Genomic DNA, 24292 nt, shown 5'->3' with positions numbered 1-24292 from the left:
CCCCAATAATTCTAATTATAGGTTCAACTCTAAGATCGCAACTGCTTTGTCAGCACGTAAGCACTTAATGCAAGTGGTCATAGCAGTCAAGTGTTCGGTAGAAAAAGACGATAGGATTCGCTATCCATCAAAATTCTGAAACCTAGCCACATCAGCACGAAGGGGAAAATCTTGCCAGCATAACGGCTGAGTACTAAAGCGATACCAGGCAGACGAGTCAGATTATAGGACATAAACAGCCAGCAGCAAACAATGAAATAGCAAACTGGTACGATCACAGTAAGATTTTGGATTGAGCTAGTCGCAAACAGGGGGATATAGATCCCAAGATTGTTGCCACCGTTGGCAATTGTTACCGAGGAGACGCGATAGGTTTGGGGATCGCGAATTACGTCCCAGAGCGATCGCTTTCTGGAATCAAATCCTTTAAATTTAGAGTTTCTTTTCAGATTGGCTGACTTATCTTCGGCTGAATCATCCTTATTCAGGTTGAACAAATTGTTTAAGCCAATGAGTATCGGCAGAATCCCCAGTAAACCAGTCCAAGTTGACGGAATTGCTAGACCCAGGAAGAAACCAACGAAACTTACTGCCACTAATGCCGTGAACCCGATAATTTCACCAACCACAACATGCTGAGGACGAAAAGTCCGATTAACCTCACTGAAGAAGGCAGTCAGATAAATATTGTCGTCAAACGTTGTTGCCACAGCCGTAGCTAGCCCAATCTGAATTGTTGCAAGTAACCAATCCATCACCACTCCTCACTCAACACCTAATCTGATGAACGAAACTAGCGATCGCCTAACCTAATAAATCAGCGCCACAAAATCGAGAAAGATTAATCTGATAACGCGAGTTTCGCGCATCAAGTGTGACTCTACTTCTTATTTATTCAACTTAGTTATAATACAAGAATTACGTAGCAAAATTACTAATAGTGGCGCTGGAACATTATGCTACGCTTCTCTTAAATGCCTCAATCTATACATATAAAATATTTGTGTAAGTCCTAATAATATATAATAGGAATTACGCCTTGACAAGAAATACCAAATAGGTGTGATTTTAAAAACCATACTGTAGGAGTAATTCATGAATTCCCCCCTAAAGTGTGGGTGTATTCATCATCAAAAAATGATGAATAAAAGCCTGAAAAAAACTATTTTAGGAAATGCATACCACGATCAATTTGTACAGTGCGTAAGTAATATATAGTAAATAACCCCAAAAAGTCTAACATTCTGGTTGTATTCTCGTATATAACGCGCCATTCATTGCAAGCATCAACAAAGGAGTAATTATGATTAGCCGTTTGATTGACTTTGTGCGTAGATGCACAGGTCAAAACATCTTACGGTCGTTCAGATCAGCCACTCGTAGCTCGGCTACCTACAGGTTTACAGTTCGATTTTTCCTCGGACTTGTCTCGATTTTGGTGTTAGCTCTAGTTTTTAACGGTCATGCTGTTGCCAGTTCTGAATCTAGCAATCAGCTCTCCACTCTCATGAATCAGTTTAAACTACCCAAAAGCTCCACAATCCAGTTAATGGAAACCGTGGGACTGTTTACGGGGGGCATAATTTTCTGTGTAGTTTTGGATCGCTGGTTTTCTAACCGTTCCGATCGCTCTAACAATACGCCCTTAGCAGAGCAAGCGCGGCGGCTCAAGCAACTCAAAATCGGATATCCAGAAGGGATGACAAATCTGGAAGTTCTCCGCGCTCAAGGCTTGCTCGAAACGCGTTTGCAACCTTATGGGCTGAGTGTCACCTGGACAAGCTTTTTATCAGCCTCTTCTCTGATAGAAGCACTCAGTAACGGCACGATTGACTTCTGCGGTGGCGGCGGCACGGCCAGCATCTTCTCTCAAGCGGCAGATCATGTATTTGTGCGGGTGGCTAAGGAAAAATATACCGCTCCCAAAGGTCAGGCGATTCTAGTACCGGAAGATTCGCCGATTCAGACGCTAGCAGACCTCAAGGGTAAAAAAATTGCTTTTGACAAAGGCTCAAGTGCCCATTATGTGCTTGTGCGATCGCTGGCAAAAGTCGGCCTCGATTTTAGTGATATTGAGCCAGTTTATTTAACACAACCGGAAGCGCTACCGCGATTTAGCCGGGGTGAAATCGATGCTTGGGTGGTTTGGGTTCCCTACACAGCTACTCTTGCTCGAAGCGCTTATCCAGGGCGATCGATTGCAGACCTAGAGAGCATATTTGGTGACAAAGCCTCTGTGGAAGTTCCAACCTATTACTACGCGATTCCAGAGCTGGTACGCGACTATCCCGACCTGCTCAAGGTGATTTTAGAAGAAGTAAACGAAGCTGGAGCTTGGGCTAAGAGACAGGAATTAGAAGCAGTTCAACGAATGGCAGAACACCATGAAATCGATCCATCCATCGTTGGAACTTTACAGCAACGTAGTGCCGAACGCGCTATTATCCCGATTGACGACCAATCGCTGACTGCTCTACAGCATCAGGCAAATATATTTAGAGATTTAAATCTGATTCCTGAGCGGGTGAATGTGAAAGATGGAACTTACAGTTTGCAGACTAAGCAGAATTGGACTTATTAATCTGACACTGACAATAATCGTTACGTTTTTAAACGCAAAGGGACGCTAAGGAAAGCGCAGAGGTACGCAGAGTTTTTTTAAGCGAATTCTATTTTTGCTTGCTCGATGAGAGAGTTTATCTGAGCCGAATGCTTACCTTGTAAACCTAAATTTAAAGTTCTTGACGTGTTGGACGGATGATGATTTCATTCACATCAACATCATCGGGTTGCTCAATGGCGTAGGCGATCGCCCGGGCAATAGCATCTGCATCAATGGCGATCGCATAAAGTTGATTAATTCCTGCTGCTGTGTCTTTATCGGTAATCGTGGTAGTCAGTTCGGTGGCAACGGCTCCTGGTGAGATATTAGTCGAACGGATTTCACCATTTGACTCTAGCCGCAGCCCTTCAGAGATCGCCCGCACTGCGTACTTGGTAGCACAGTAGACTGCCGATCCCGCAAACACCTTATGTCCGGCCACTGACGATAGGTTAATGACGTGACCAGACTTTTGCTGACGCATAGTCGGCAACACGGCAGCAATGCCATAGAGGACACCCTTAATATTCACATCGATCATCCGATCCCACTCCTCCACCTTTACTTGGTCGAGGGGAGAAAGCGGCATCAACCCGGCATTATTGATTAGCACGTCGATCCTGCCATAAGTACTCAAAGTTTCCTTCGCTAAGGCTTCCACCTGTGCGCGATCTGCTACATCCGTTACTTGATAGGTTGCAGTCCCTCCTGATTTAGCGATCGCTCCAACCAATTCTTTGAGACGATCTTCGCGTCTGGCAGCCAGCATCAGTTTGGCTCCACTAGCAGCAAGTCGCTTGGCAGTTGCCTCACCTAACCCACTGCTGGCTCCGGTGATGATTACCACTTTGTTTTGAATAAGAGACATATTTATTCCTGGGGATTATTGAGTATAGATCGTGAAATATCGGGTGCTGTTTCAGATGAACTCATACCATTTCTTTATGAGGCTGCGCCAAACCCTTTTGACTTCTTTCTTTCTTCCTTTGTGTCCTTTGCGTCCTTTGCGGTTCGTTTTTCTTTCTTCTTTCTTGTACTTAAATATGGTTTAGCGCATCTTCATACAGAATTGGTATCAGCATTATTTAACCATATCAACTAGTTTGTATACTCGATCGATGTTTTTGTGTTGGCAACGTTACTAATTCAAACCGCTATCATCACGCCATTTGAGTTCTGTCCGTTAAAACTTCAGTTGGTGAGTTGAGACCATCTCATAAACTTAATCTTTATCTACATACCAACAGGTATTACTTCACCGTTCTTTGCCGCTTTTGCGAGTAAGTCGCTGACTTCTTCATCGGTAGTTTGAGGAAAGCTTTCGTACCAAAGACCAACGCTGTGGAAAGGGCTGGGTGTGGAGATACAAACGATTTCGTCTACTTCAGTTTCTAGCTCTTGGTAAGTTTCAGGTGCAGCTACAGGCACAGCAATCACAATCTGAGCAGGTTGCTGTTTTCGCACAGTTACAACAGCAGCCCACATCGTTGCACCTGTGGCTAAACCATCATCTACCAAGATAACTGTACGTCCTTGTAAATCTCTTAAGGGGCGATTTTGGCGATAAAGCTGTTCTCGGCGCTCTAACTCCCGTTCTTCTTGCACCGCCACTCTGGCAATTACTTCATCAGATATCTTTTCCAGGTTGATAATATATTTATTGACTATCCGCACACCACCAGAAGCGATCGCTCCCATAGCTAGTTCTTCTCGATCGGGTACACCCAATTTACGTACCACTAAAACATCTAAGGGGGCATTTAACGTTTTGGCAACTTCAAAGGCGACGGGTACACCACCCCTTGGTAGCCCTAATACCAGAACATTTGGATCGTTAGCATAAGTGCTTAATTCCTTAGCCAAAACTTGACCCGCAAATCTCCGATCTTTAAATAACATGGTGTGATATTCCTAATTGAGTTTCCAAAAAAAAATAAATAATAAATAATAAATAATAAATATTTACATAAGTATAAGTTTGTTATTGGCTATCAACCTCAAAAAATGGAGCAATTGAGCAAATTCCAAACTTGTTGTTATAGTTCAAATGTTCTGAATCGATCTTAGAAAGCTAAATATTCCCTGTCCTCCACTAACGGAGCGACATCTTCAATCTACAGTTCTATCAAACGGATGAGTTCGCTTTAATGCAACAAGATTTCTGCATCTTGTGCTGAGACTATTTTACTACTCCACACTCAATATCCCTCCCCAAATGGCCTGTTGAGAAGACACAGTGACGCGGGTGAACTCTAGCTGTAGGGGGTTTACTGCTGTAGATAACTGGTGTTAGCGTGAAGCAAAGTTATAGTGCGACCACAAAAGAAGGGTGACATGGAAAACCTAATGTTTAAGTAGGGGTGCATTTGAAAACTACTATAAGTTTTGCCACTTGCTAACATTTACTGTTAGACTTTTACCGAGCATTTTTTTTACTGTGGCTTAACAAAAAATTACTTACTTGCTAGCAGATGCAAAAATCTATGAAAATCCAGTGATAACTCAATTGTTAATTCTTCGCTTGTCCCCTATTACTGACATTGTGTTGATATTATCTTTACATTATCCCTTAATTGTGAATATGAGATAATGCACCATCTGCTTGTTCGTTATATAATGCTTAATATTACAGAGACAAGTCATCAAAGTTACCCAATTAACACTTTTAAATCAAAATTAATAGGGTAGAATCACTGAATATGTTTGAAAATCAAAAGAAGGGTGTTTTTAATGATCGGCTTAACTAATTCAGAAAACGGCACAGTTAGCAGCACAGCAGCCACTAAGAGACTGGCAAGGGCGATGATGGTTTCTGGTGGACAGTTTTCACTGTTATTGGCGTGTTGCAACTGTGTTCAAAGGCAGCAGCAAGTGTTAAATTTGTTAACAGAATTTTCATCAGCAGATATCCACGAAATTTTGCTCTCACCTAGTGCTGACAAATTGTATACAGCGATTACAAATGAAATTGGTACTACTCAACCCGAAGCTTTGATGGTACGAGGCTTAGAATCTGTAGTAGCAATTAACCAACTGATTATTAGTACCAATATCATGCGAGATGAGTTTCGGAAACAGTTTCAGTTTCCCTTGGTGTTGTGGGTCAATGATGAAATTCTGCGTAAGCTAGTCTGGCTAGCACCCGATTTCAAAGACTGGGCAGCTAGTACTATTAGATTTGATGTACCTAATAATCAGTTAATTGAATCTGAACAACAACCCATCAGCGCCTAATATTGCCCGAAATTACTTTCAAAATCTTATATATACTAGGTTGAGCCAAGCAAAACCGAAGCTCAGGTTCTATCACATTCTTTTCTAAAATTACTTTTATTTAACCCTCCCTTACCCAAGTGAGCTAAAACCTCCTGGAAGCTATTTTCAAAATTAGCATAAATCAAAAATAATCAAGAACCCCACCCCCTCCCGAAGAGCGGGGAACTCGGGGCCCCCTCTGGGGATTAGGGGCAGGGAGACAAATCGCAGCTTTGGCGGGGTGGGGTTCTTGGGGTTTAGTAAGTAATCAAGCGGACATGATATCACCCTTACTTACAATTTTCTGGCTAACCATCTTGACAAATCCTGTTTGAAATGGGATGAATCAGCCCTGCCACTCAATAGGGATTTGAATCAATTCGTCCCCTTTTGACACTCCTGAGATAGTACCCAGAAGTTGGTCTATTTCTTAAGTTGAAGGTGTCGCCACTGCGAACTTTCCAAATTTTGTAATTGGAAAAGGTCAAAGGCTTTCGGGGTTCGCATACTTCTGGCAGATGATTACCAAGTACAAAGTATGCTGCACCCCTACCCATAACTTTCACCAAACCGTTTTTATCCACAAGAACCGCCGTACTTTCACTAACCGCTATACCTAAAACACTGCTAGATACACCATCCTTAATTTGACGGGCAATGAAAGTCATAATTCGACCCATTCTTTCCCGCCTGTCAAAGTGTGTATCTACGATAGTTCCCTTCAAATTACTCCAATTGAAAAAGTTGTAAGTAAAAGTAATGTCTCGGTAGGGATCTTCAAGTGCGTCTCTAGTTTCAATGCCTTTTTCGGAAGAAGCGCAAGCATCATAAACACAATCACTTTGGATCATTGCACCCGCACTAGTGCCACCAATACCACCTCCTTTAAGATAAACTGACTTAACGGCAGCCTCAACCTTGGTATCTTTCCAATTGCGGATGTATTGACATTGATCCCCGCCAGCAAAGAAAACTACATCAGCATTTCGGATTTTTTCATAAATCTCAGCTTTGTTTGCCTCTTGTCTATCCCTAACCAAAAGAGTTTCCACAAAATTTACACCCTTCATGGCATAAATTAGCCGATTGTAATCGTGATTACCATTAGTGCGGATAACTACAACATTAACTTTAGTGCTGGAGTTACTACCTCCTCTAACTTGGTTAATCATCCACTGGATAGCATCATCGACATCTGGGCCTCCCCCACCCAAACTCAGGACTGGGCCCGCTAAGGAGGGACGGACATCAAAGGAGGGAGAGGTAGAGGGGCGAACATCAACAGTGTCACCCAGAAAGAAGCGTTTCCAGCTTGCAATAAAACGGGTTATTAGGAAGGTTCCCATTTTCAACAACTTGATTCCTGTACTTTTCAAGCGCCTTGCTATGCTTGGGAATGCCTTTGTCATACTAAACTTCTAGAGCAAACTGCAATTATTGCTAGGCTATGACGCATTTTAATTGCTTATTTATTCGTAAAATTTGTCCTTTGTCATTAGTCATTTATCTGTTGTTGTGAATAACCAATTGACTTAGGACAGTCTTAACGAAAAATGTGCAATTGAGACGCGCACTAGCTTAACTGTGGCACTAGATTGGGTAGAATTTCCAGCGTACAGGTCTTGTACTGTTTGTTAACGCAAAATAACGCAGAGCGATCATTAATTCTCTGTGCTACTGTGCGAAAATATCTACATTGCTTGTAGCGTTTAATTCTGACCAGATAAAATTTAAAATAGATTAGGTATTGATTGTCCAGATACTTCCGTAATTACTGGGAATAAACCTCATGTATGTTGAAACCTAGAGTTTTTTAAAAGATATATAGGACTCATATTTGATTTTTGAAATATACATAGGGTGCGTTATGCCTCTGGCTAACGCACCATCCGAAGGCTTTGGTGCGTTACGCTACGCGGTAACACACCCTACGCATACTTAGATTTTTTCATAAATCAAATCGGATTCCTATATTTATGTAGGTTGGGTGGAGTGAAACGCAACCCAACATTACCAACTTATTTATGTTGGGTTACGCTATCGCTGCACCCAACCTACAAAACTACGGTTCTCAAGGTAGACGAGGTTTAGTTACCCAATATGCTGAATAACTGGGAACGCCGATTAAATTATTTTCACTATTTAGTTCTTCCTGATAATTGCCAGCGATTGAAAACTAGAAGCGTAAACCCAAGGTATAAATAGTCCACAATAAACAATATCATTAGCTTCTTTAGCTCATAATTTATCCCAAAAGAGCAGTTTATTTTATATAGTCATAAATGTTGGGTTTCGTTCCTCAACTCAATTTACACAACTTCAGAAATTGAGGCAGTGCCAGCTATGGATTTATTAAAAGCTGATTAAGGATTTATGCAAGTTCAAATAAAATTTTAGATCCCCGAATTCTTGAAGAAATCGGGGATCTATATTACCACGGTATTTGCGATCGCTCTTGTACAACTTGCTGATATACTTGCTCAGTTTGCTTGGCTAGTTTCGGCCAGCTAAATCGTCGCTCTAAATCCTCATAAGCGTTATCCACCAGCCATTGGCGATATCCTGGATTTTTCAACACTTCCAAAATTCCCCAAGCTAAAGAATCGGGATTGTTCACCCAAGTGACAATGCCTGTTTTGGTATGTTGCACCACTTCAGGAAAACCACCAGTATCAGAAACTACTACAGGTACACGAGAAGCAAAGCTTTCTAAAGCCACAATCCCAAAGGGTTCGTAAAGACTCGGAAAAACCGCGCAGTCTGCGACAGTTTGAAATTTATCTAAGTATTCATCGGAGAGAAAACCGGTAAAATAACAATGATGCCAAATTCCCAAATCCCAGGCTTGGCGCTTGAGATGGTCAGTATTGCCGCCACCAACGATTACAAATTTTACATTACCTCCCATTTGGGAAAGGATTTTGGGTGCGGCATTAAGTAATATAGGTACACCTTTTTCGTAGGTCATACGACCGAGGTAATAAACGATTTTCTCATCGTCTGCGGCAAATTGGCGGCGAAAATCCAGAGCATGAAAATCGATGTGATGCTGTTTCTTTTCGGCTCGGATACCGTTATAAATGACATCAATTTTGTCCCAAGGACTGTAGAGCGCTCGTTCTACTTCTTGGCGCATATAGTCGCTACAAACAATAATCCGCCAAGCATTGTAAGCTAACAAGGTTTCTTTACCATTTATATAACCTTGGATATCTGTGTGAATCCCGTTATATCGTCCGTATTCAGTAGCATGAATTGTGGCAATTAGTGGTATTTTAAAATTATGCTTGAGAGCGATCGCAGCATCTCCGACTAACCAATCATGGGCATGAATTAAATCAAATGGCCCTTCTTCTAAAATCAACTTACCACCGTGATCTCCCATACTCAAGTTGAGATTCACTACCCAGTGGAAAAAGTCGTTGCTATATGCCACTGGTACTCGATGTATCTTTACTCCTTCAACAACCTCATACATCGATGCGTGACCAAACTCCGCTGTAATCAGGTGGATTTCATGTCCTAGCTTTACCAGTTCCGGGTACAACTCCGCCACATGCCGCGCAATTCCCCCAATAATCCTTGGTGGAAACTCCCAACTCAGTACCAATATCTTCATCTACTAGACTCCCCAACACTTTATAAATATCTAACAAACTACATTTACCTAAAAATACAAGTCTGGACAACGCAGTGAGTACTTTTACTAAAATGTTTAGATTTTTTAACAGTGATTTTGTTAAAGGTTATCAGCTGTAGGCTAAGGATAGAAAGCAAGGTATACTAATAATTCGTAATTAAAACAATTGAGTCTGGCCTTCGCAACTCAGGTATCAAGAAGGGATAACGACGCAAACGGCATGAACTCGATCGCGTCCTTGCTGTTTGGCTACATAAAGTGCTTTATCTGCTGCATTAATCAAGTCTGGCGGCGAAATTTCAGAATTTGGCACAATGCTAACAACGCCTAGACTAACGGTAACACGATCGCACACGCGAGACTGAGCATGAGGAATGGCTAAGTCGCGGATTGCTTGTCCAATAGTTTGAGCTACATAGATTGCTCCTTGAATCTCTGTATTAGGCAGAATGATAGCAAATTCTTCCCCACCGTAACGAGCAACTAAATCGGCTGGACGCTTAACAATATTTTTGAGGGCACTTGCTAATTGCCGCAAACAATCATCCCCTCCTAAATGACCATAAGTATCATTGTAGAGTTTAAAAAAATCGACATCTAACAAAATTAAAGACAGTGACAGTTGCTCGCGTTTGAGTCGCTGCCACTCAGCTTCCAGATACTGATCGAATCGGCGGCGATTGGCTATTTGAGTCAAGCCATCTAGGGTAGCTAATCTTTGTAGTTCTTCATTGGCAGCTTGCACTTGCTGGTAGAGTACTGATTGATGAATAGCGATCGCTACTTGACTAGCCAATTGCTGCAACAAATTCACTTCAAATGCTTGCCAATAACGAGGTGCAGTACACTGGTGAGCAATAAGTAAACCCCACAAATGCTCCCCATTCAAAATCGGCACTATTATAGCAGCTTTAATCTGATAGAGTTCTAATAACTCAAAAAGATCGGCTGAAAAATCAGACTCCTGAATATTATGGAAGACTTTAGGTAATCCCTGGTAATAGTCGCTAAAATCTCGGTTGAGCGAAAATGGGTGCATTGCCAGTTCTAATCTCTGAGGATAGTCATCACTCACGGATTCCGCCGCAAAATTTCCACTTCCGTCAGATTCTAACTGGTAAATAGCTACGGAATCTGAACCCAAACACTGGCGAATACTGTTGACTGTTGTATTCAGAACCTCTTCCAAATTCAGTGATTGCCGAATATGTTGAGTTATTTTAGTAATTAGCCGTTCTCCCTCAGCCTGTTGTCGCAGCATTGCTTCGACTTGTTTGCGAGTGCTGATGTCTTCTACCGAACCAAGAATCTGCGTCGGATTACCGTTAGTATCTCTGGCAAATACGACTTCTCGCGTATTCAGCCAACGCCACTCCCCATTTTTGTGTCGGAATCGGTATTCAGTGGAAAGTACTTCATTGTCTTGAAGGTTAACAAAGCGACTTGGAATGTCATAGCAGAGGTGTTGATCGTCTGGATGAAAGCAATTTATAAACCACTGCGGATCTGCGTTACAAAATTCCTCTGGAGAGTAGCCTAAAATAGTTACACTTTTCTCATTCAGATAAATGCTTGTTCCTTTTAAGAGGTCAAACAAATACAAAATATGCGGTACGGTATTAGCAACCTTTTGTAGAAAGTCTTGACTTGAGCGTAATGCCTCTTCAGCTTTGTGGCGTTTCTGAAGCGCGACTTTATATTCAGTAATATCTCGTCCTTCAGAAATGAGTAGTGTCACGCGCCCAGTTTCATCAAGTATGGGACGTAGTGAGAAATCAATCGCGATCGCTTGACCATCTCGACCTACAATGTCAACTTCATAGCGAATCGATTCACCATTAGCAGCAGATGCGATCGCAGTTTTTAATTGCTCTTGAGTATTTAGAGAATTTGTCCACCATTTTGCTTCCCAAAATCGCTTGCCAACGACTTCTTCTCGATTAATTCCAGCAAAGTCCAGTGCTGTTTGGTTGGCTTCTAATACAATTCCATTCGGCTGAAGCAATCCGATAAACTGAATAGTTTGATTGAAGATCGCCCGGAATTTTTGCTCGTTTTCACTTAAAGCTTGTTCTACCAGTTTGCGGTCAGTTATATCTCGTCCAACAGATTGAAGTTCTACAATCGTACCTTGGTCATCAAATATCCCTCGAATAATCCACTGCGTCCACCGCACCCCTTGGCAAGCTACGGCGCGATTTTCAATTGTGATAACGGGATTTTCTAAGCTGATAGAATTTACCAGACTAAACACACGTTCCCGATCTTCTTCAAACACAACAGGTTCGTAGTGCTGACCGATAATTTTGTCTTGCTCCAGTCCAAAAAATCGACAGTAAGCTTCATTAACAAAGGTAAAAGTGCCATCTGGTAAGCCTCTAGCAATCAATTCTGTTTGGTCTTCGAGGATGGTACGATAAAGTTCTTCGCTCTCTTGTACCTGTTTGCGTAAACAAAGCTCGTCATAGACATCGCTAATATCAAACAATAAACCCTGAAGTACCTGAGTTTGTCCATCGGTATCAAGAACGAGATTAGCTTGATTTCGTACCCAAATTATTCTGCCATCCCGCCTAATCATCCGATACTCGATGCTCAAAGGCTCTCCGGTAGCAATCGTAGCGTTTACAGCTTGCCAAAGGCGATCGCGATCTTCTGGATGAGTGTAATCTAACCAACTATTAAAGAAACCAAAATTCGAGTCTTCAGGGGCAATGCCTAATAATTGTTGCAGTTGTGGACTAATATAAGCAACTTTTGTAGTGTCATTAATCGGTGAGACATAAACAACGCCGGGAATTTGTTCTACGAGAGTACGATACTTTTGCTCTGCCTCAGAGAGTTGTTCTTGGGGCTGCTTGCGGCTCATGACGTTTTGAATTTCTACAATAAATTATCATTTTTTCTGTTAGAAATCCCGCACTAGAGGCACACTCAAGGATTGTTTAACCTGCCAGCAGCAGCCTGGAACTCATTTGAGGCTGCTGTTGACAGCCTTTGTAATTAAAATTAAAGAATGTTGAAGAAGAATACAGAATACAGAATTCAGAATTCAGAATTCAGAATAAAAAATTTTGGTGGGGGATTGAAAATAGTAGATTCAGACGCTCTTGCTAGCTTGCTTCTTTGCAGGAGTATGCGGACTCGCTTTGCGTAGCGATATCCGCCACTCGGACTCAAATTCATTCTGAATTCTGAATTCTGACTTCTGACTCCTGAATTCTGACTCCTGACTCCTGAATTCTATTAGTTTTGATCCAACCGCAGTACTGCCATAAAGGCTTCCTGCGGTACATCTACAGTACCTACAGATTTCATCCGCTTTTTACCTTTTGCTTGCTTCTGCAAAAGTTTTTTCTTCCGACTGATGTCACCACCGTAGCATTTTGCTAGCACATCTTTCCGTAAAGCGGGGATATGTTCGCTGGCAATAACTTTACTGCCAATAGATGCCTGAATTGGCACTTTGAATTGATGGCGGGGAATTAGTTCCTTGAGTTTTTCTGCCATTGCCCGCCCGACGTTGTAAGCTTTATCTCGATGTACAATCATCGCCAAGGAATCCACGGGATCGCCGTTAATCATGATATCCAGCTTCACCAAAGGATTTTCACGGTAGCCGATGATGTGATATTCCATACTAGCGTAGCCGCGCGATCGCGATTTCATCTGGTCAAAAAAGTCAGTCACAACTTCCGCCAAGGGTAGCTCATAAGTAAGTGTGGTTCGTCCTTGGGCGAGATATTTCATATCTTTGAAGATGCCCCGGCGATTTTGTGACAACTCCATCAAGCTGCCAACATAAGTTTCCGGCGTAATCATCTCGACTTGGACGTAGGGTTCTTCAATTCTTTCGCGATCGTTGGGAGAAGGTAAACGGCTAGGATTATCGATGTACAGTTCCTCACCTTTTAAGGTAATCACCTTATAAACCACCGAGGGGGCTGTAATGATTAAATCTAGGTTATACTCTCGCTCTAGACGTTCTTGGACAATTTCCATGTGCAGCAAACCCAAGAAACCGCAACGGAAGCCAAACCCCATTGCGCTCGAAGTTTCTGGTTCGTAGTGCAGCGCTGCGTCATTGAGTTCCAGCTTTTCCAAGGCTTCCCGCAAATCTTCAAATTGGTCTGCATCAATGGGGAACATCCCGCAAAAAACCATCGGGTTCGCTTCTGCGTAGCCTGGTAAAGGTGACTCCGCTTTCGCCTTACTTAAGGTAATTGTGTCTCCTACCCGTGCATCAGCGACAGCTCTAATTGCCGCTCCCAAATAGCCTACTTCCCCAGCGTGCAGTTCATCAACTTGCTTTTGAGTTGGAGAAAGCACACCTAACTCATCAATTTCAAATTCTTTACCGGATGCCATTAAATGGATGCGATCGCCTTTTTTCACGGTGCCATCCATCACCCGGAAATACACAATTACTCCCCGGTAACTGTCGTAATAGCTATCAAATATTAACGCTCGTAAGCGTTCATTTATGGTATTTGGCGGTGGCGGTATCCGCTCAACAACTGCTTCTAAAATCTCATTAATCCCAATTCCTTCTTTAGCAGAAGCCAGAATCGCCCCACTGCAATCTAGACCGATAATTTCTTCAATTTCGCCAATTACCCGTTCTGGTTCAGCCCCCGGCAAATCGATTTTATTCAAAACCGGGATAATTTCCAGGTTACTCTCTAACGCTAAATATACATTTGCCAAAGTTTGCGCTTCCACACCTTGGGACGCATCTACTACCAATAGCGCTCCTTCGCAAGCAACAAGAGAGCGGGAGACTTCATAAGAGAAATCCACGTGTCCCGGAGTGTCAATCAAGTTCAGTACATACTGCTGACCATCCTTAGCTGTGTAATTCATCCGGGCAGCTTGCAGCTTAATCGTAATGCCGCGCTCCCGTTCCAAATCCATATTGTCGAGAAACTGTTCCTTCATCTGTCGGTCTTCAACAGTGCCAGTAGCTTGTAGCAAGCGATCGGCGAGGGTTGATTTCCCGTGGTCGATGTGAGCAATAATACAAAAATTGCGAATGCGAACTGCGGGAACGTCAGTCATATACTATCTTTGCCTTAGCAGCAACCAAAGTTAAAAGGGCAATTTACTTAATGTATTTTAATGCTTTCTTAGCCAAGACGCTCTGCTTTTAGTGCTGAGTGCTGAGTTCCGAGTGCTGAGTGGGGCAGAGGAGAGAATAACTCTTAACTCCTAACTCCTAACTCTTAACTCTTAACTCCTAACTCCTAACTCAGCACTCAGCACTCAGCACTCCTAACTCAGCACTCCCTTCACCCCATCTTCAACTTTCGATCTAAATAGGTGGACATTTAAGAATATTATGAAAGTCTATTTGTCGCTGCTAGTATTCAACAGCTAGGAGCGTACAATAAATGTAAATAAGTACATCTAGGGATCGTGTAGGGATCGTGGGCAATTGCGACTGGTAATTGCCCATAATTCCTGGTTTATCGGCAAAACTTCTACAGCCATTGTCTAGTCAGTTATATGAAAAATGCGATTTAAAACTTAAAGCTGTTACTTTGGTGCTATTTCAGGGAAGTATTTAACTGTGCCCTTGAAAATTTTTCAGCGAATTAGCCCAAATAATGAATATAACTACTTTACAAAGCTTTAGACAAAACCAATTCAAAGAATTCAGAGTATATAAACCTATGAATATGAGAGAGAAAACTACCAAAGCGGAAAATACACAAGCCGATAAGGTAGAAATTGCTGTCCGCCTAGACTCCGAGTTACTAGAGCAAATTCAGCATCTCACCAATGACCCAAGTAAAGTAATTGAGGTGGCAATTCGCCAGTGGTTACGGGGTGAACTCCTCAGAGATGATGAACTAACGCGCACGCCTGTGCGTACTCCTGTTCCTCCTCGCGGTGAATGGAACGATTGACGCCATTATTTAACTGTCAATGCAAGTTAAAAAAATTAAAGTTTGCCAATCTGGTTTTCAGAACACCAAAAAATACCCCATCAAACCCAAAAAAGCTGTAAAAATTTATGTATAAATTTCAGCGGCTTTAGTAAAATTACGGTCGGATACCCTTTGTCTATCCAACTCAATTAATGACTATTACTGCCAATTCCCAATTGTCGAATGTATTTTCCCAAAACCTGGAATCTATTACCAGTAAGACTGATGGCTTATTACCAACTCTAGGAGCCGAGTTGGTTTATACGCAAGATGGGGCAGGGCGCTATCTGACCTTTTGTTGGCAGTACAGCGAACTCCTGGGGTTAAGTACTGAAAAAATAGTTGACGATCTGAACCAGACTCAAACTTTTGTCCCGGTGGATAAGGTTACTTATTTGGAACGATTGCACCGAATTTTGACAAATTTGGTGCCAGAAAGGTTTCAATGTTGGTTTAGCTATCAGAAGGAATTATTTGAGTTGGACTTAGTGATTAGTCCGATTATGCCGAGTTTGGGAACCACTGCTACTACCGTTTTAGTGATGGGACGGTTAGTACAAGCGACACTCAACAAAAAACAAGCGCGTGTGGCATCAAAAACGCCCACACAAATAGAGTTGGCCTTACGTTCACAGCAACACCAAAAATTGGTAAATCGGATTACCAGAAATATTCGCCGGACATTGGATTTAGATATTATTTGGCAGCAAACAGTTGATAGTTTGGGGAAAGCACTGCGGCTAGAACGCTGCATTATTTGTCCTTATCAGCCCTCAAGTTCAAAAGTGCAGGTAAAAGCTGAGTATCGCCAGCCAGAACTCAAATCAATGCTTGGCTCAGATATAGATATAGCTTCTGAGCCTGCCTTTGCTCAAGCCTTGGCAACCCTAGAACCAGTGATGATGGAAGTGGCTGGATACAAAGAGTCTGGGCGGCAGAAAACTTTAGTAGTTGCGACTTGCTATCAAGATCAAGCTAATGGATTGGTTGCTTTAAATTGGCAAGATGAATGCTATACATTAACAGAATCAGAATTAGAACTGGCAAAAGAAGCAGCAGATCAATTGGGAACTGCGATCGCTCATGCTACTTTATATGAAGAATTAGAAATAGCGCGTCAAAAAGCCGAAGAAGCTTCCCGCCTCAAAAGTGAGTTTCTAGCCAATGTATCCCATGAAATTCGTACCCCCCTCAACGGGATGATTGGCTTTTTGAAGTTGATTTTAGAAGGTATGGCAGATGACCCAGAAGAACAAAACCAGTTTTTAGCAGAAGCTCATCACTTATCAATACATTTGCTGAATATCATCAACGACATTTTGGACATTGCCAAAATCGAAGCCGGCAAAATGGAGCTAACTTATGCGCCAGTCAAGCTAGATGAGCTATTCAGTCATGTAGAAGGTTTCATGCGTCCCCAAGCACAAATGAAAAACCTCAGCTTTCGGATGCAAATGCCTGCTACCTCTGATGAAATAATTGTCCAAAGTAACTATCAACGGTTGCTACAAGTGATGCTTAATTTGGTGAACAATGCCATCAAGTTCACCCATGAAGGTGGCGTTACTGTCAGCGCCGATTTAGTACTCAAAAAGGCGAACTTTCAAGATCAGCAATTTCCTGGCATGGTGAGAGTACGTGTAGCAGACACCGGCATTGGTGTTTCTTTAGACAAACAAGATAAACTGTTTCAATTATTCTCTCAGGTGGATGGCTCCCGCACTCGCCAGTACGGCGGCACAGGTTTGGGACTTGTAATATCGCAGAAGTTAGTGGAGGCTATGGGCGGTGAGGTACATTTTTATAGTTTGGGCGAAGGACTTGGCTCAACAGTCACATTCACCGTGCCACTATATCAACAACCAGTCATGGTTTCGTCTAATGATAGCGACTTAACAAGTAGTGCTGAATGCTGAGTGCTGAGTGCTGAGTGCTGAGTTTGGATACTTGGTAATAGTGGGTTTTGAGTTTTAAACTTTAAAGTTTTTTAGTAATTAACGCGATGTGCAACTTATTCTTGAAACCCCACTTCCATTCCTCTCCCCGAAAGGTCGAGAGGCTTTGATTCTTCCCAACGCTAGTAGGGAAGGGGTTGGGGGTTAGGTTTGAGAGAAAGTCGCACACAGCGTTAATTATTATTTAATAACCATATTAGGCATGGGGCAAAACAATTCCGAGTTCTGAGTAAGTAATCTTACTCATGACTCAGCACTCAGCACTCAGCACTCAGCACTCAGCACTCAGCACTCTTGAGGGGTATTGGGAAAAAACCTTCCTTGTCCTCACCTGCTTGTGTTCTCTTCAGTACTTTAAAGGCTAAAGTAGAGTAGGAGGGCTTGCACGAGAAATTGTTCAGCTAATCTAATATCAAGTTGCTAAAACCAGCAGTGGTTTAGTCAAAAGTCATAAAAAACTGACATCTGACGATCTAGCGGCAATTAGATTTAGGATCGATTTAACAAAGCTGGAAAATAAAACTTTGGATAATGGTTAATGAGTAAGGGTGCATTGGTTACAGGGATCGTTATTATTCAATGCCCCATGCCCCATTCCCCATGCCCATCCCTAACTTAGCAGGTCTAAACTATGGAACTTACAATTGACAACGTTGAAACAGTTTTAGATGAAATGCGCCCTTATCTTATGTCTGATGGCGGCAATGTGGAACTCGTAGAACTCGATGGCCCCGTTGTAAAACTGCGGCTGCAAGGTGCTTGTGGTTCTTGTCCCAGTTCTGCAATGACCCTGAGAATGGGTATTGAGCGCCGTCTTAAGGAAATGATTCCCGAAATTGCAGAAATTGAGCAAGTGGTGTAAAAGTTAGGAGTTAGGAGTTAGGAGTTATGAGTTTTCAATTAACTCCTAACTCCTCATTCTTAACTCCTAACTATTTCTATGTCCCATCCTCTCTACATTGCTTTTATCTGGCATCAACATCAGCCGCTGTACAAATCTCCTGGCAGCGGCGTTTCGCTATCTCCCAGTCAGCAGTACCGTCTACCTTGGGTACGTTTGCATGGAACTAAAGATTATTTGGATTTGGTATTGCTGTTAGAGCGATATCCTAAGTTACACCAAACGGTGAATTTAGTTCCATCGCTGATATTGCAACTAGAAGATTATATTGCTGGCACTGCTTTTGACCCTTATCTCACAGCCAGCTTGACACCGAATGAGCAACTCACCCAGCAACAGCGCGAATTTATTATCCAACACTTTTTTGATGCCAATCACCATACCCTGATCGATCCTCATCCCCGCTATGCCGAGTTGTACCAGCAAAGACAGGAAAAAGGCCAAGCTTGGTGTTTAGCAAACTGGGAATTGCCAGATTATGGTGATTTGCTAGCTTGGCACAATTTGGCTTGGATCGATCCGTTGTTTTGGGATGACCCAGAAATTGCTGCTTGGTTAAAACAGGGTCGAAATTTTACTTTAAGCGATCGCCAGCGCATTTATTCCAAACAGCGAGAAATTCTCAGCCGGATTATTCCCCAACATCGAAAAATGCAGGAGGCGGGGCAGCTAGAAGTTACCACCACGCCTTACACCCACCCGATTTTACCCTTGCTAGCTGATACTAACTCCGGTCGGGTAGCTGTGCCCAATATGACACTACCTAAGCAACGCTTTGAGTGGGCAGAAGATATTCCCCGCCACTTGCGAAAAGCTTGGGACTTTTATAAAGACCGCTTTGGACAGATACCTCGTGGTTTGTGGCCTTCGGAACAATCAGTAAGTCCGGCGGTACTCCCGCATATTATTAACCAAGGTTTTAAGTGGATATGCTCAGATGAAGCCGTCTTAGGGTGGACGCTGAAACACTTTTTTCATCGGGATGGGGCGGGGAATGTGGAGCAACCAGAACTACTGTACCGACCCTATCGCCTGCAAACCGCCGAGGGTGATTTGTCAATTGTGTTTCGTGACCACAGATTATCAGACTTGATTGGTTTTACCTACAGCGCCATGCCAGCAAAAAAAGCAGCCGCGGATTTAGTAGGACATTTGCAAGCGATCGCTAAAATGCAAAGAGATAGTCAAAGCGAACAACCTTGGCTAGTTACCATCGCCTTAGATGGGGAGAATTGCTGGGAATTTTATCCCCAAGATGGCAAACCTTTCTTAGAAGCTTTGTATCAAAGCTTGAGTGATGAACCCCGCCTCAAACTCGTTACCGTCTCCGAATTTCTGGAAGAATTTCCAGCCACAGCCACCATCCCCGGAGGGCAACTACATAGTGGTTCTTGGGTGGATGGCAGTTTCACCACTTGGATCGGCGATCCCGTCAAAAATCGTGCTTGGGATTACTTGACAGAAGCAAGAAAAATGCTCGCAAATCATCCCGAAGCGACAGAAGAAAACAACCCCGAAGCGTGGGAAGCATTGTATGCCGCAGAGGGTTCCGACTGGTTCTGGTGGTTTGGTACAGGACACTCCTCAAATCAGGATGCCATCTTTGATCGGTTGTTTCGAGAACATCTGTTTGGTATTTACAAGGCTTTAAATGAACCTGTACCGCCTTATCTTAAGCAACCACTGGAAAACCACGCAGCACAGGCTAACCACGCCCCACAAGGGTTTATTCACCCCGTCATCGATGGTAAGGGTGACGAACAAGATTGGGACAAAGCTGGACGCATAGAAATCGGCGGGGCGCGGGGGACGATGCACAATAGCAGCGTCATCCAGCGACTTTGGTATGGGGTCGATCACTTAAATTTCTATTTGCGGCTGGACTTTAAAGGTGGCGTTGCACCAGGGCAGGGTTTTCCAGCAGAGTTAAATTTGCTGTGGTTCTATCCAGAAAAAACAATGGTGAATAGTCCAGTTCCCTTGACAGATGTACCGGATGCAGCCCCACTGAATTACCTTTTCCACCATCTTTTAGAAGTTAACTTGCTGACGCAATCGATTCAGTTTCGGGAAGCTGGAGACAATCATCAATGGCATCCCCGTTTCAGTCGCGCTCAAGTAGCTTTAAATAATTGTTTAGAGTTGGCAGTGCCGTGGGCAGACTTGCAAGTTCCGCCAGATTATTCTCTGCGCCTGATTTTAGTGCTTGCAGATGAAGGGCGTTTTTCCAACTACTTGCCAGAAAATGCTTTGATTCCCATTGAAGTGCCTTAGAACTCAATACCCTTGGTTTTACGAAATACCGTATTAGGGGCGTACATCTGTACGCCCCTAAAGTCGATTTATTTGGAAATCATATTTAATTTTTTTAGTTCTAAACCTCGTCCATTTTGAAACCTGGAGTAGTGCGGGCATCTTGCCCGCTACTACCACCAGGGAGCAAGATGCTCCCACTAGGCATGAAAAACTATGGTTCTCAAAATAGATGTGGTTTAAATCTAAATAATCGAGCAGTATTGGGATGCGATCGCCTACGGTGGGGTAAAACGCGATCGTCGGTGGAAGATAGGCAATAATCGTAACATCCAGATTCAGGAGTTGGTGCATGACCGATAACGCAGATAGTACAGCGAACAGACACTTCAGTTCAGGTACTAAAAAAATCAAAGACAAAGCTTCTCGAAATCAACTGATCACGGCTCCATTACCAGACCCGATTGCAAAAAATATTGAAGCGATTATTTCACTTCATAACCAGGAAGTTCGAGATATTCCCGTCCACCAGCGGATACTAGAAGCGATCGCTACATTCTTTGGGCGATCGATATTTATGTATAGTTTGCTAGTCATACTGGCTATCTGGATTTTTAGCAGTTTTTTCGATCGCTTTTTGCCATTCAATCTCCCCTCATTTAGCTGGTCAGGTCAAGGCTTAGACGCAGCGTCATTGGTGATCTCAACCGGAGTACTGGTAAGACAAACTCGCCAAGAAAATTTTGCCGAACAACGGGCACAATTGATGCTACAGCTTAACCTGCTCTCCGAGCAAAAAATTGCCAAGATTATTGCTCTATTAGAAGAACTTCGTACCGATTTGCCTGATGTGATAAATCGGCTTGATTCGGAAGCAAAATCGATGCAGGAACCGGCTGACCCGATCGCAGTATTGGAAGCACTCCAGAAAAACCTGGCTGAAGAACTGTCACCCACAGAAGAAAACAATATGAGTTGAGCGCAGTTTTTTAGTAGATTTTTGTTTCTATTGAAAGACAAAAAATAAAACTTAATGTAGAGTCTTTGTGTCGCAAATCACAATTTATCGTAAATTTTATCAGAGGGATAGATATGGCTCAACTGAATGGTGTAATGATGCAGTACTTCCATTGGTATATCCCTCCAGATGGCAATCTTTGGAATGAATTTAAAGATAAAGTCAAAGAGTTAGCTGATGCAGGTGTTACATCTGTTTGGCTACCCCCAGCTTACAAAGGAACAGGGGGTGGCTACGATGTCGGCTATGGAGTCTATGATATATACGATCTAGGCGAGTTTGACCAGAAAGGCTCGGTTCGGACAAAGTACGGCACAAAAGACGAGTATATCGCTGCTGTTAAGGCGGCAAAAGCTGCTGGCATTCGAGTCTATGCTGATGTTGTCCTTAACCACAAGTTAGGTGCAGACAAAGAAGAAGAGGTGGAAGCAACGCCTTATAATCCAGACGATCGCACCCAGCCCATCGGTGAGATGCAAACAATTAAAGTGTGGACTCACTTTACCTTTCCAGGTCGCCAAGGCAAATACTCTGAAATGGAATGGCACTGGTGGCATTTCGACGCAGTTGATTACAACGTTTACAACGAAGGCGAGAACGCAGTTTATCTATTCAAAGATAAAAAATTTGATGATAACGTTGACCTGGAAAAAGGCGCTTTCGACTATCTCATGGGATGCGATCTGGATATGGAAAGTTCAGAAGTGCGTGAGGAGTTGAATCGCTGGGGTGAGTGGTTTGTAGAAACCACTGAAGTAGATGGCTTTCGTTTTGATGCCGTTAAACACGTTAGAGCAGGCTTTTTCCCAGAATGGCTGCAACACTGTCGCCAAAAGGCAGGTCGCGATCTTTTTGCCGTCGGTGAGTATTGGTCTTATGAAGTTGAGGCGCTGCACCATTTCATTAGCATCACCGGTGGCGATGTGTTGCTGTTTGATGCGCCATTGCACTATAACTTTAGCGCTGCCAGCAAACAAGGCAATGACTACGATATGCGGCAGATATTTGATAACACCTTGGTGCAACAGCAACCTGCTTTAGCCGTCACCTTAGTTGACAATCATGATTCTCAACCCTTGCAGTCATTGGAATCGGTAGTGGAAGGCTGGTTTAAACCGTTGGCTTATGCGTTGATTCTACTGCGAAGTGATGGTTATCCCTGTATCTTCTATGCGGATTACTATGGTGCTAATTATAAGGATACGGGCAGCGATGGCAATGAGCATGAGATTTGGCTCGATAGTCATAAATGGATAATTGATAAATTTTTGCACGTTCGTCAAACCTATGCCTATGGCGACCAATACGATTACTTCGATCACGCCAATACAATCGCCTGGACACGCTTAGGAGATGAAGAACATCCTGGCGGTATCGCGGTTGTTCTGAGTAATGGAGGAGAAGGGACTAAGTGGATGGAAGTTGGGCAACCCAACAGCACTTACATTGATATTACTGAACATATCAGCGAACCTGTGACAACGAATGATGAGGGCTGGGCTGATTTTCGATGCGATGCTGGTTCTGTTTCTGTGTGGGTTCCACAATCTTAGTTGAGGTTTTAGTAGCATTCACGCAGAAAGTTATGCACTGGAAAAAATACTGCTTAAGGGACTTCCAAATAAAAAAATATCCAATAACTCTTGTGGGGTGGGCGTCTCGCCATACGTGTCAACTTAACGCGAAACCGCTTGTCCGCCGGGAATTGAAATTCCCGTCTCATAGCTAAAGTCATCTGAAGATGACTAAATATCGGCAAAAATCTCCAGTCTACTTCAGTAGACTTAAGCTATTAGCCCGAAAATTTATTTCCGGGCGGGCATGGAAGCCAACAGATAAGCTATTTCCAGCTTAAGTTGACACCAATGGCGTCTCGCCCGCCCAGTTCATAGGGCACTCAATGTTGCCCACCCCACAATATTGGATAATTTATTTCTTGGAGTTCCCTAAAAGAGAACTTAAGCAGTATTTTGTGGATAAGCCACAACCCTTATTATTCCGTTACAAAGCAATTGAATATTGCCTAAAAAGATTCAATTTAGGCAATGTTTAGTCTAAATTTCAGATATGCTTCTTACTGAACCTGACTATTTGTAGAACTATGGTTCAAACTATATATTTAGAATTAGGTCTGAAAACGGAGAGGGGGGGATTCGAACCCCCGTTAAGTTTCCCTAAACAGACTTTCCAGGTCTGCGCCTTAAACCACTCGGCCACCTCTCCAGGTGTCACAAGTTACGATCATACTATAGAATCCCAGAAAATGCAAAGATAAAGAAAGATATTCTAGATTGAATCTGAAAGTCCCAATCCTAAAACGCAAATCCAGATGTCCCGTACATACACAATTAAAGTTCGCGATCGCGCCACTGACAAAACATACACCCTAGAAGTGCCAGAAGACCGCTACATCCTGCACACTGGCGAAAAACAAGGGGTAGAACTACCGTTTTCCTGTCGCAACGGAGCTTGCACCGCTTGTGCTGTGAGAGTATTGTCAGGAGAAATTTATCAACCAGAGGCGATCGGCTTGTCGCCAGATTTACGTCGCCAAGGTTATGCCTTGTTGTGTGTGAGTTACCCCCGTTCTGACTTGGAAGTGGAGACGCAAGACGAAGATGAAGTCTACGAACTCCAGTTTGGCCGCTATTTTGCTAGGGGGAAAATTAAAGCGGGTTTACCCTTAGATGAGGAATGAATTCAGAAGTCAGAATTCAGGAGTCAGGAGTCAGAATGAA

At 43.0% G+C, this 24292-nt stretch carries 17 protein-coding genes and 1 tRNA gene; 10 read left to right on the top strand and 8 right to left on the bottom strand.

Features of this window, described 5'->3' with window-relative positions; translation table 11 throughout:
• Positions 1-86 precede the first annotated feature (86 nt).
• Positions 87-755 (bottom strand): cadmium resistance transporter, encoded by a 669-nt coding sequence (locus V7K61_RS17845; protein WP_335055149.1) that lies wholly within the window; start codon positions 753-755, stop codon positions 87-89.
• 548 nt (positions 756-1303) lie between these two features.
• On the opposite strand from V7K61_RS17845, the gene V7K61_RS17840 reads away from it, so the two are divergent.
• Positions 1304-2581, top strand: coding sequence for a sulfonate ABC transporter substrate-binding protein (locus tag V7K61_RS17840; RefSeq protein WP_335055147.1), 1278 nt, complete (start codon positions 1304-1306; stop codon positions 2579-2581).
• A gap of 151 nt (positions 2582-2732) precedes the next feature.
• Here the strand turns inward: V7K61_RS17840 and V7K61_RS17835 are convergent, their stop codons facing one another.
• Together V7K61_RS17835 and V7K61_RS17830 are read right to left on the bottom strand one after the other, a co-directional pair.
• Positions 2733-3470 (bottom strand): SDR family oxidoreductase, encoded by a 738-nt coding sequence (locus V7K61_RS17835; protein ID WP_335055145.1) that lies wholly within the window; start codon positions 3468-3470, stop codon positions 2733-2735.
• Between the two features lie 365 nt (positions 3471-3835).
• Positions 3836-4501 carry a phosphoribosyltransferase gene (locus V7K61_RS17830; RefSeq protein WP_335055143.1) on the bottom strand — a complete coding sequence of 222 codons (666 nt, stop codon included), beginning with the start codon at positions 4499-4501 and terminating at the stop codon, positions 3836-3838.
• An 831-nt stretch (positions 4502-5332) separates the two neighbouring features.
• On the opposite strand from V7K61_RS17830, the gene V7K61_RS17825 reads away from it, so the two are divergent.
• Entirely contained in the window at positions 5333-5836 is a 504-nt protein-coding gene (locus V7K61_RS17825; protein WP_335055141.1) for a hypothetical protein, read from the top strand.
• 380 nt (positions 5837-6216) lie between these two features.
• On the opposite strand, the gene V7K61_RS17820 is transcribed toward V7K61_RS17825, so the two are convergent.
• The 4 genes from V7K61_RS17820 to lepA all read right to left on the bottom strand — a co-directional run bounded on the left by V7K61_RS17820 (position 6217) and on the right by lepA (position 14555).
• The gene (locus V7K61_RS17820) at positions 6217-7266 is read right to left on the bottom strand and encodes a cyanophycinase (RefSeq protein WP_335055140.1); all 1050 of its coding nucleotides are present in this window, start codon (positions 7264-7266) and stop codon (positions 6217-6219) included.
• A 1022-nt stretch (positions 7267-8288) separates the two neighbouring features.
• Entirely contained in the window at positions 8289-9476 is a 1188-nt protein-coding gene (locus tag V7K61_RS17815) for a glycosyltransferase family 4 protein (RefSeq protein WP_335055138.1), read from the bottom strand.
• A 214-nt stretch (positions 9477-9690) separates the two neighbouring features.
• Positions 9691-12366 carry a PAS domain S-box protein gene (locus V7K61_RS17810; RefSeq protein WP_335055136.1) on the bottom strand — a complete coding sequence of 892 codons (2676 nt, stop codon included), beginning with the start codon at positions 12364-12366 and terminating at the stop codon, positions 9691-9693.
• Between the two features lie 377 nt (positions 12367-12743).
• Complete coding sequence (lepA, locus tag V7K61_RS17805) at positions 12744-14555, bottom strand: translation elongation factor 4 (protein WP_335055134.1); 1812 nt, start codon at positions 14553-14555, stop codon at positions 12744-12746.
• A 614-nt stretch (positions 14556-15169) separates the two neighbouring features.
• Between lepA and V7K61_RS17800 the strand changes: the two genes are divergently transcribed.
• From V7K61_RS17800 to V7K61_RS17770, 7 genes are all read left to right on the top strand, one after another.
• Positions 15170-15406: a hypothetical protein gene (locus V7K61_RS17800; protein ID WP_334843966.1), complete on the top strand. Its 237-nt coding sequence runs from the start codon at positions 15170-15172 to the stop codon at positions 15404-15406.
• A 173-nt stretch (positions 15407-15579) separates the two neighbouring features.
• Positions 15580-17343, top strand: coding sequence for a sensor histidine kinase (locus V7K61_RS17795; RefSeq protein WP_335055132.1), 1764 nt, complete (start codon positions 15580-15582; stop codon positions 17341-17343).
• Between the two features lie 670 nt (positions 17344-18013).
• Entirely contained in the window at positions 18014-18244 is a 231-nt protein-coding gene (locus tag V7K61_RS17790; RefSeq protein WP_012408256.1) for a NifU family protein, read from the top strand.
• A gap of 78 nt (positions 18245-18322) precedes the next feature.
• Positions 18323-20557 (top strand): glycoside hydrolase, encoded by a 2235-nt coding sequence (locus V7K61_RS17785; protein ID WP_335055130.1) that lies wholly within the window; start codon positions 18323-18325, stop codon positions 20555-20557.
• Between the two features lie 131 nt (positions 20558-20688).
• The gene (locus V7K61_RS17780) at positions 20689-20859 is read left to right on the top strand and encodes a hypothetical protein (protein WP_335055128.1); all 171 of its coding nucleotides are present in this window, start codon (positions 20689-20691) and stop codon (positions 20857-20859) included.
• Between the two features lie 29 nt (positions 20860-20888).
• A complete protein-coding gene (locus V7K61_RS17775) occupies positions 20889-21515 on the top strand; it encodes a DUF1003 domain-containing protein (protein ID WP_335055126.1) in 627 nt (208 codons plus the stop codon).
• 113 nt (positions 21516-21628) lie between these two features.
• On the top strand, positions 21629-23107 hold the full coding sequence (locus V7K61_RS17770; RefSeq protein WP_335055124.1) for an alpha-amylase: 1479 nt from the start codon (positions 21629-21631) through the stop codon (positions 23105-23107).
• A 585-nt stretch (positions 23108-23692) separates the two neighbouring features.
• Here V7K61_RS17770 and V7K61_RS17765 read toward each other — a convergent pair.
• A tRNA-Ser gene (locus V7K61_RS17765) sits at positions 23693-23777 on the bottom strand.
• A gap of 106 nt (positions 23778-23883) precedes the next feature.
• Between V7K61_RS17765 and V7K61_RS17760 the strand changes: the two genes are divergently transcribed.
• Positions 23884-24252, top strand: coding sequence for a 2Fe-2S iron-sulfur cluster-binding protein (locus V7K61_RS17760; RefSeq protein ID WP_292852510.1), 369 nt, complete (start codon positions 23884-23886; stop codon positions 24250-24252).
• Positions 24253-24292: the final 40 nt, after the last annotated feature.

The sequence above is a fragment of the Nostoc sp. genome (genome assembly GCF_036918015.1).
Lineage (GTDB): Bacteria > Cyanobacteriota > Cyanobacteriia > Cyanobacteriales > Nostocaceae > Nostoc.
This window is presented reverse-complemented; position numbering and strand designations above follow the sequence as displayed.

Bases quoted from the DNA above. Each gene is read 5' to 3' on its own strand.
- V7K61_RS17810 (WP_335055136.1), bottom strand. From the start codon at position 12,366: ATGAGCCGCAAGCAGCCCCAAGAACAACTCTCTGAGGCAGAGCAAAAG.
- V7K61_RS17825 (WP_335055141.1), top strand. From the start codon at position 5,333: ATGATCGGCTTAACTAATTCAGAAAACGGCACAGTTAGCAGCACAGCA.
- V7K61_RS17845 (WP_335055149.1), bottom strand. From the start codon at position 755: ATGGATTGGTTACTTGCAACAATTCAGATTGGGCTAGCTACGGCTGTG.
- V7K61_RS17820 (WP_335055140.1), bottom strand. From the start codon at position 7,266: ATGACAAAGGCATTCCCAAGCATAGCAAGGCGCTTGAAAAGTACAGGA.
- lepA (WP_335055134.1), bottom strand. From the start codon at position 14,555: ATGACTGACGTTCCCGCAGTTCGCATTCGCAATTTTTGTATTATTGCT.
- V7K61_RS17775 (WP_335055126.1), top strand. From the start codon at position 20,889: ATGACCGATAACGCAGATAGTACAGCGAACAGACACTTCAGTTCAGGT.
- V7K61_RS17770 (WP_335055124.1), top strand. From the start codon at position 21,629: ATGGCTCAACTGAATGGTGTAATGATGCAGTACTTCCATTGGTATATC.
- V7K61_RS17830 (WP_335055143.1), bottom strand. From the start codon at position 4,501: ATGTTATTTAAAGATCGGAGATTTGCGGGTCAAGTTTTGGCTAAGGAA.
- V7K61_RS17795 (WP_335055132.1), top strand. From the start codon at position 15,580: ATGACTATTACTGCCAATTCCCAATTGTCGAATGTATTTTCCCAAAAC.
- V7K61_RS17800 (WP_334843966.1), top strand. From the start codon at position 15,170: ATGAATATGAGAGAGAAAACTACCAAAGCGGAAAATACACAAGCCGAT.
- V7K61_RS17840 (WP_335055147.1), top strand. From the start codon at position 1,304: ATGATTAGCCGTTTGATTGACTTTGTGCGTAGATGCACAGGTCAAAAC.
- V7K61_RS17785 (WP_335055130.1), top strand. From the start codon at position 18,323: ATGTCCCATCCTCTCTACATTGCTTTTATCTGGCATCAACATCAGCCG.
- V7K61_RS17790 (WP_012408256.1), top strand. From the start codon at position 18,014: ATGGAACTTACAATTGACAACGTTGAAACAGTTTTAGATGAAATGCGC.
- V7K61_RS17835 (WP_335055145.1), bottom strand. From the start codon at position 3,470: ATGTCTCTTATTCAAAACAAAGTGGTAATCATCACCGGAGCCAGCAGT.
- V7K61_RS17815 (WP_335055138.1), bottom strand. From the start codon at position 9,476: ATGAAGATATTGGTACTGAGTTGGGAGTTTCCACCAAGGATTATTGGG.
- V7K61_RS17760 (WP_292852510.1), top strand. From the start codon at position 23,884: ATGTCCCGTACATACACAATTAAAGTTCGCGATCGCGCCACTGACAAA.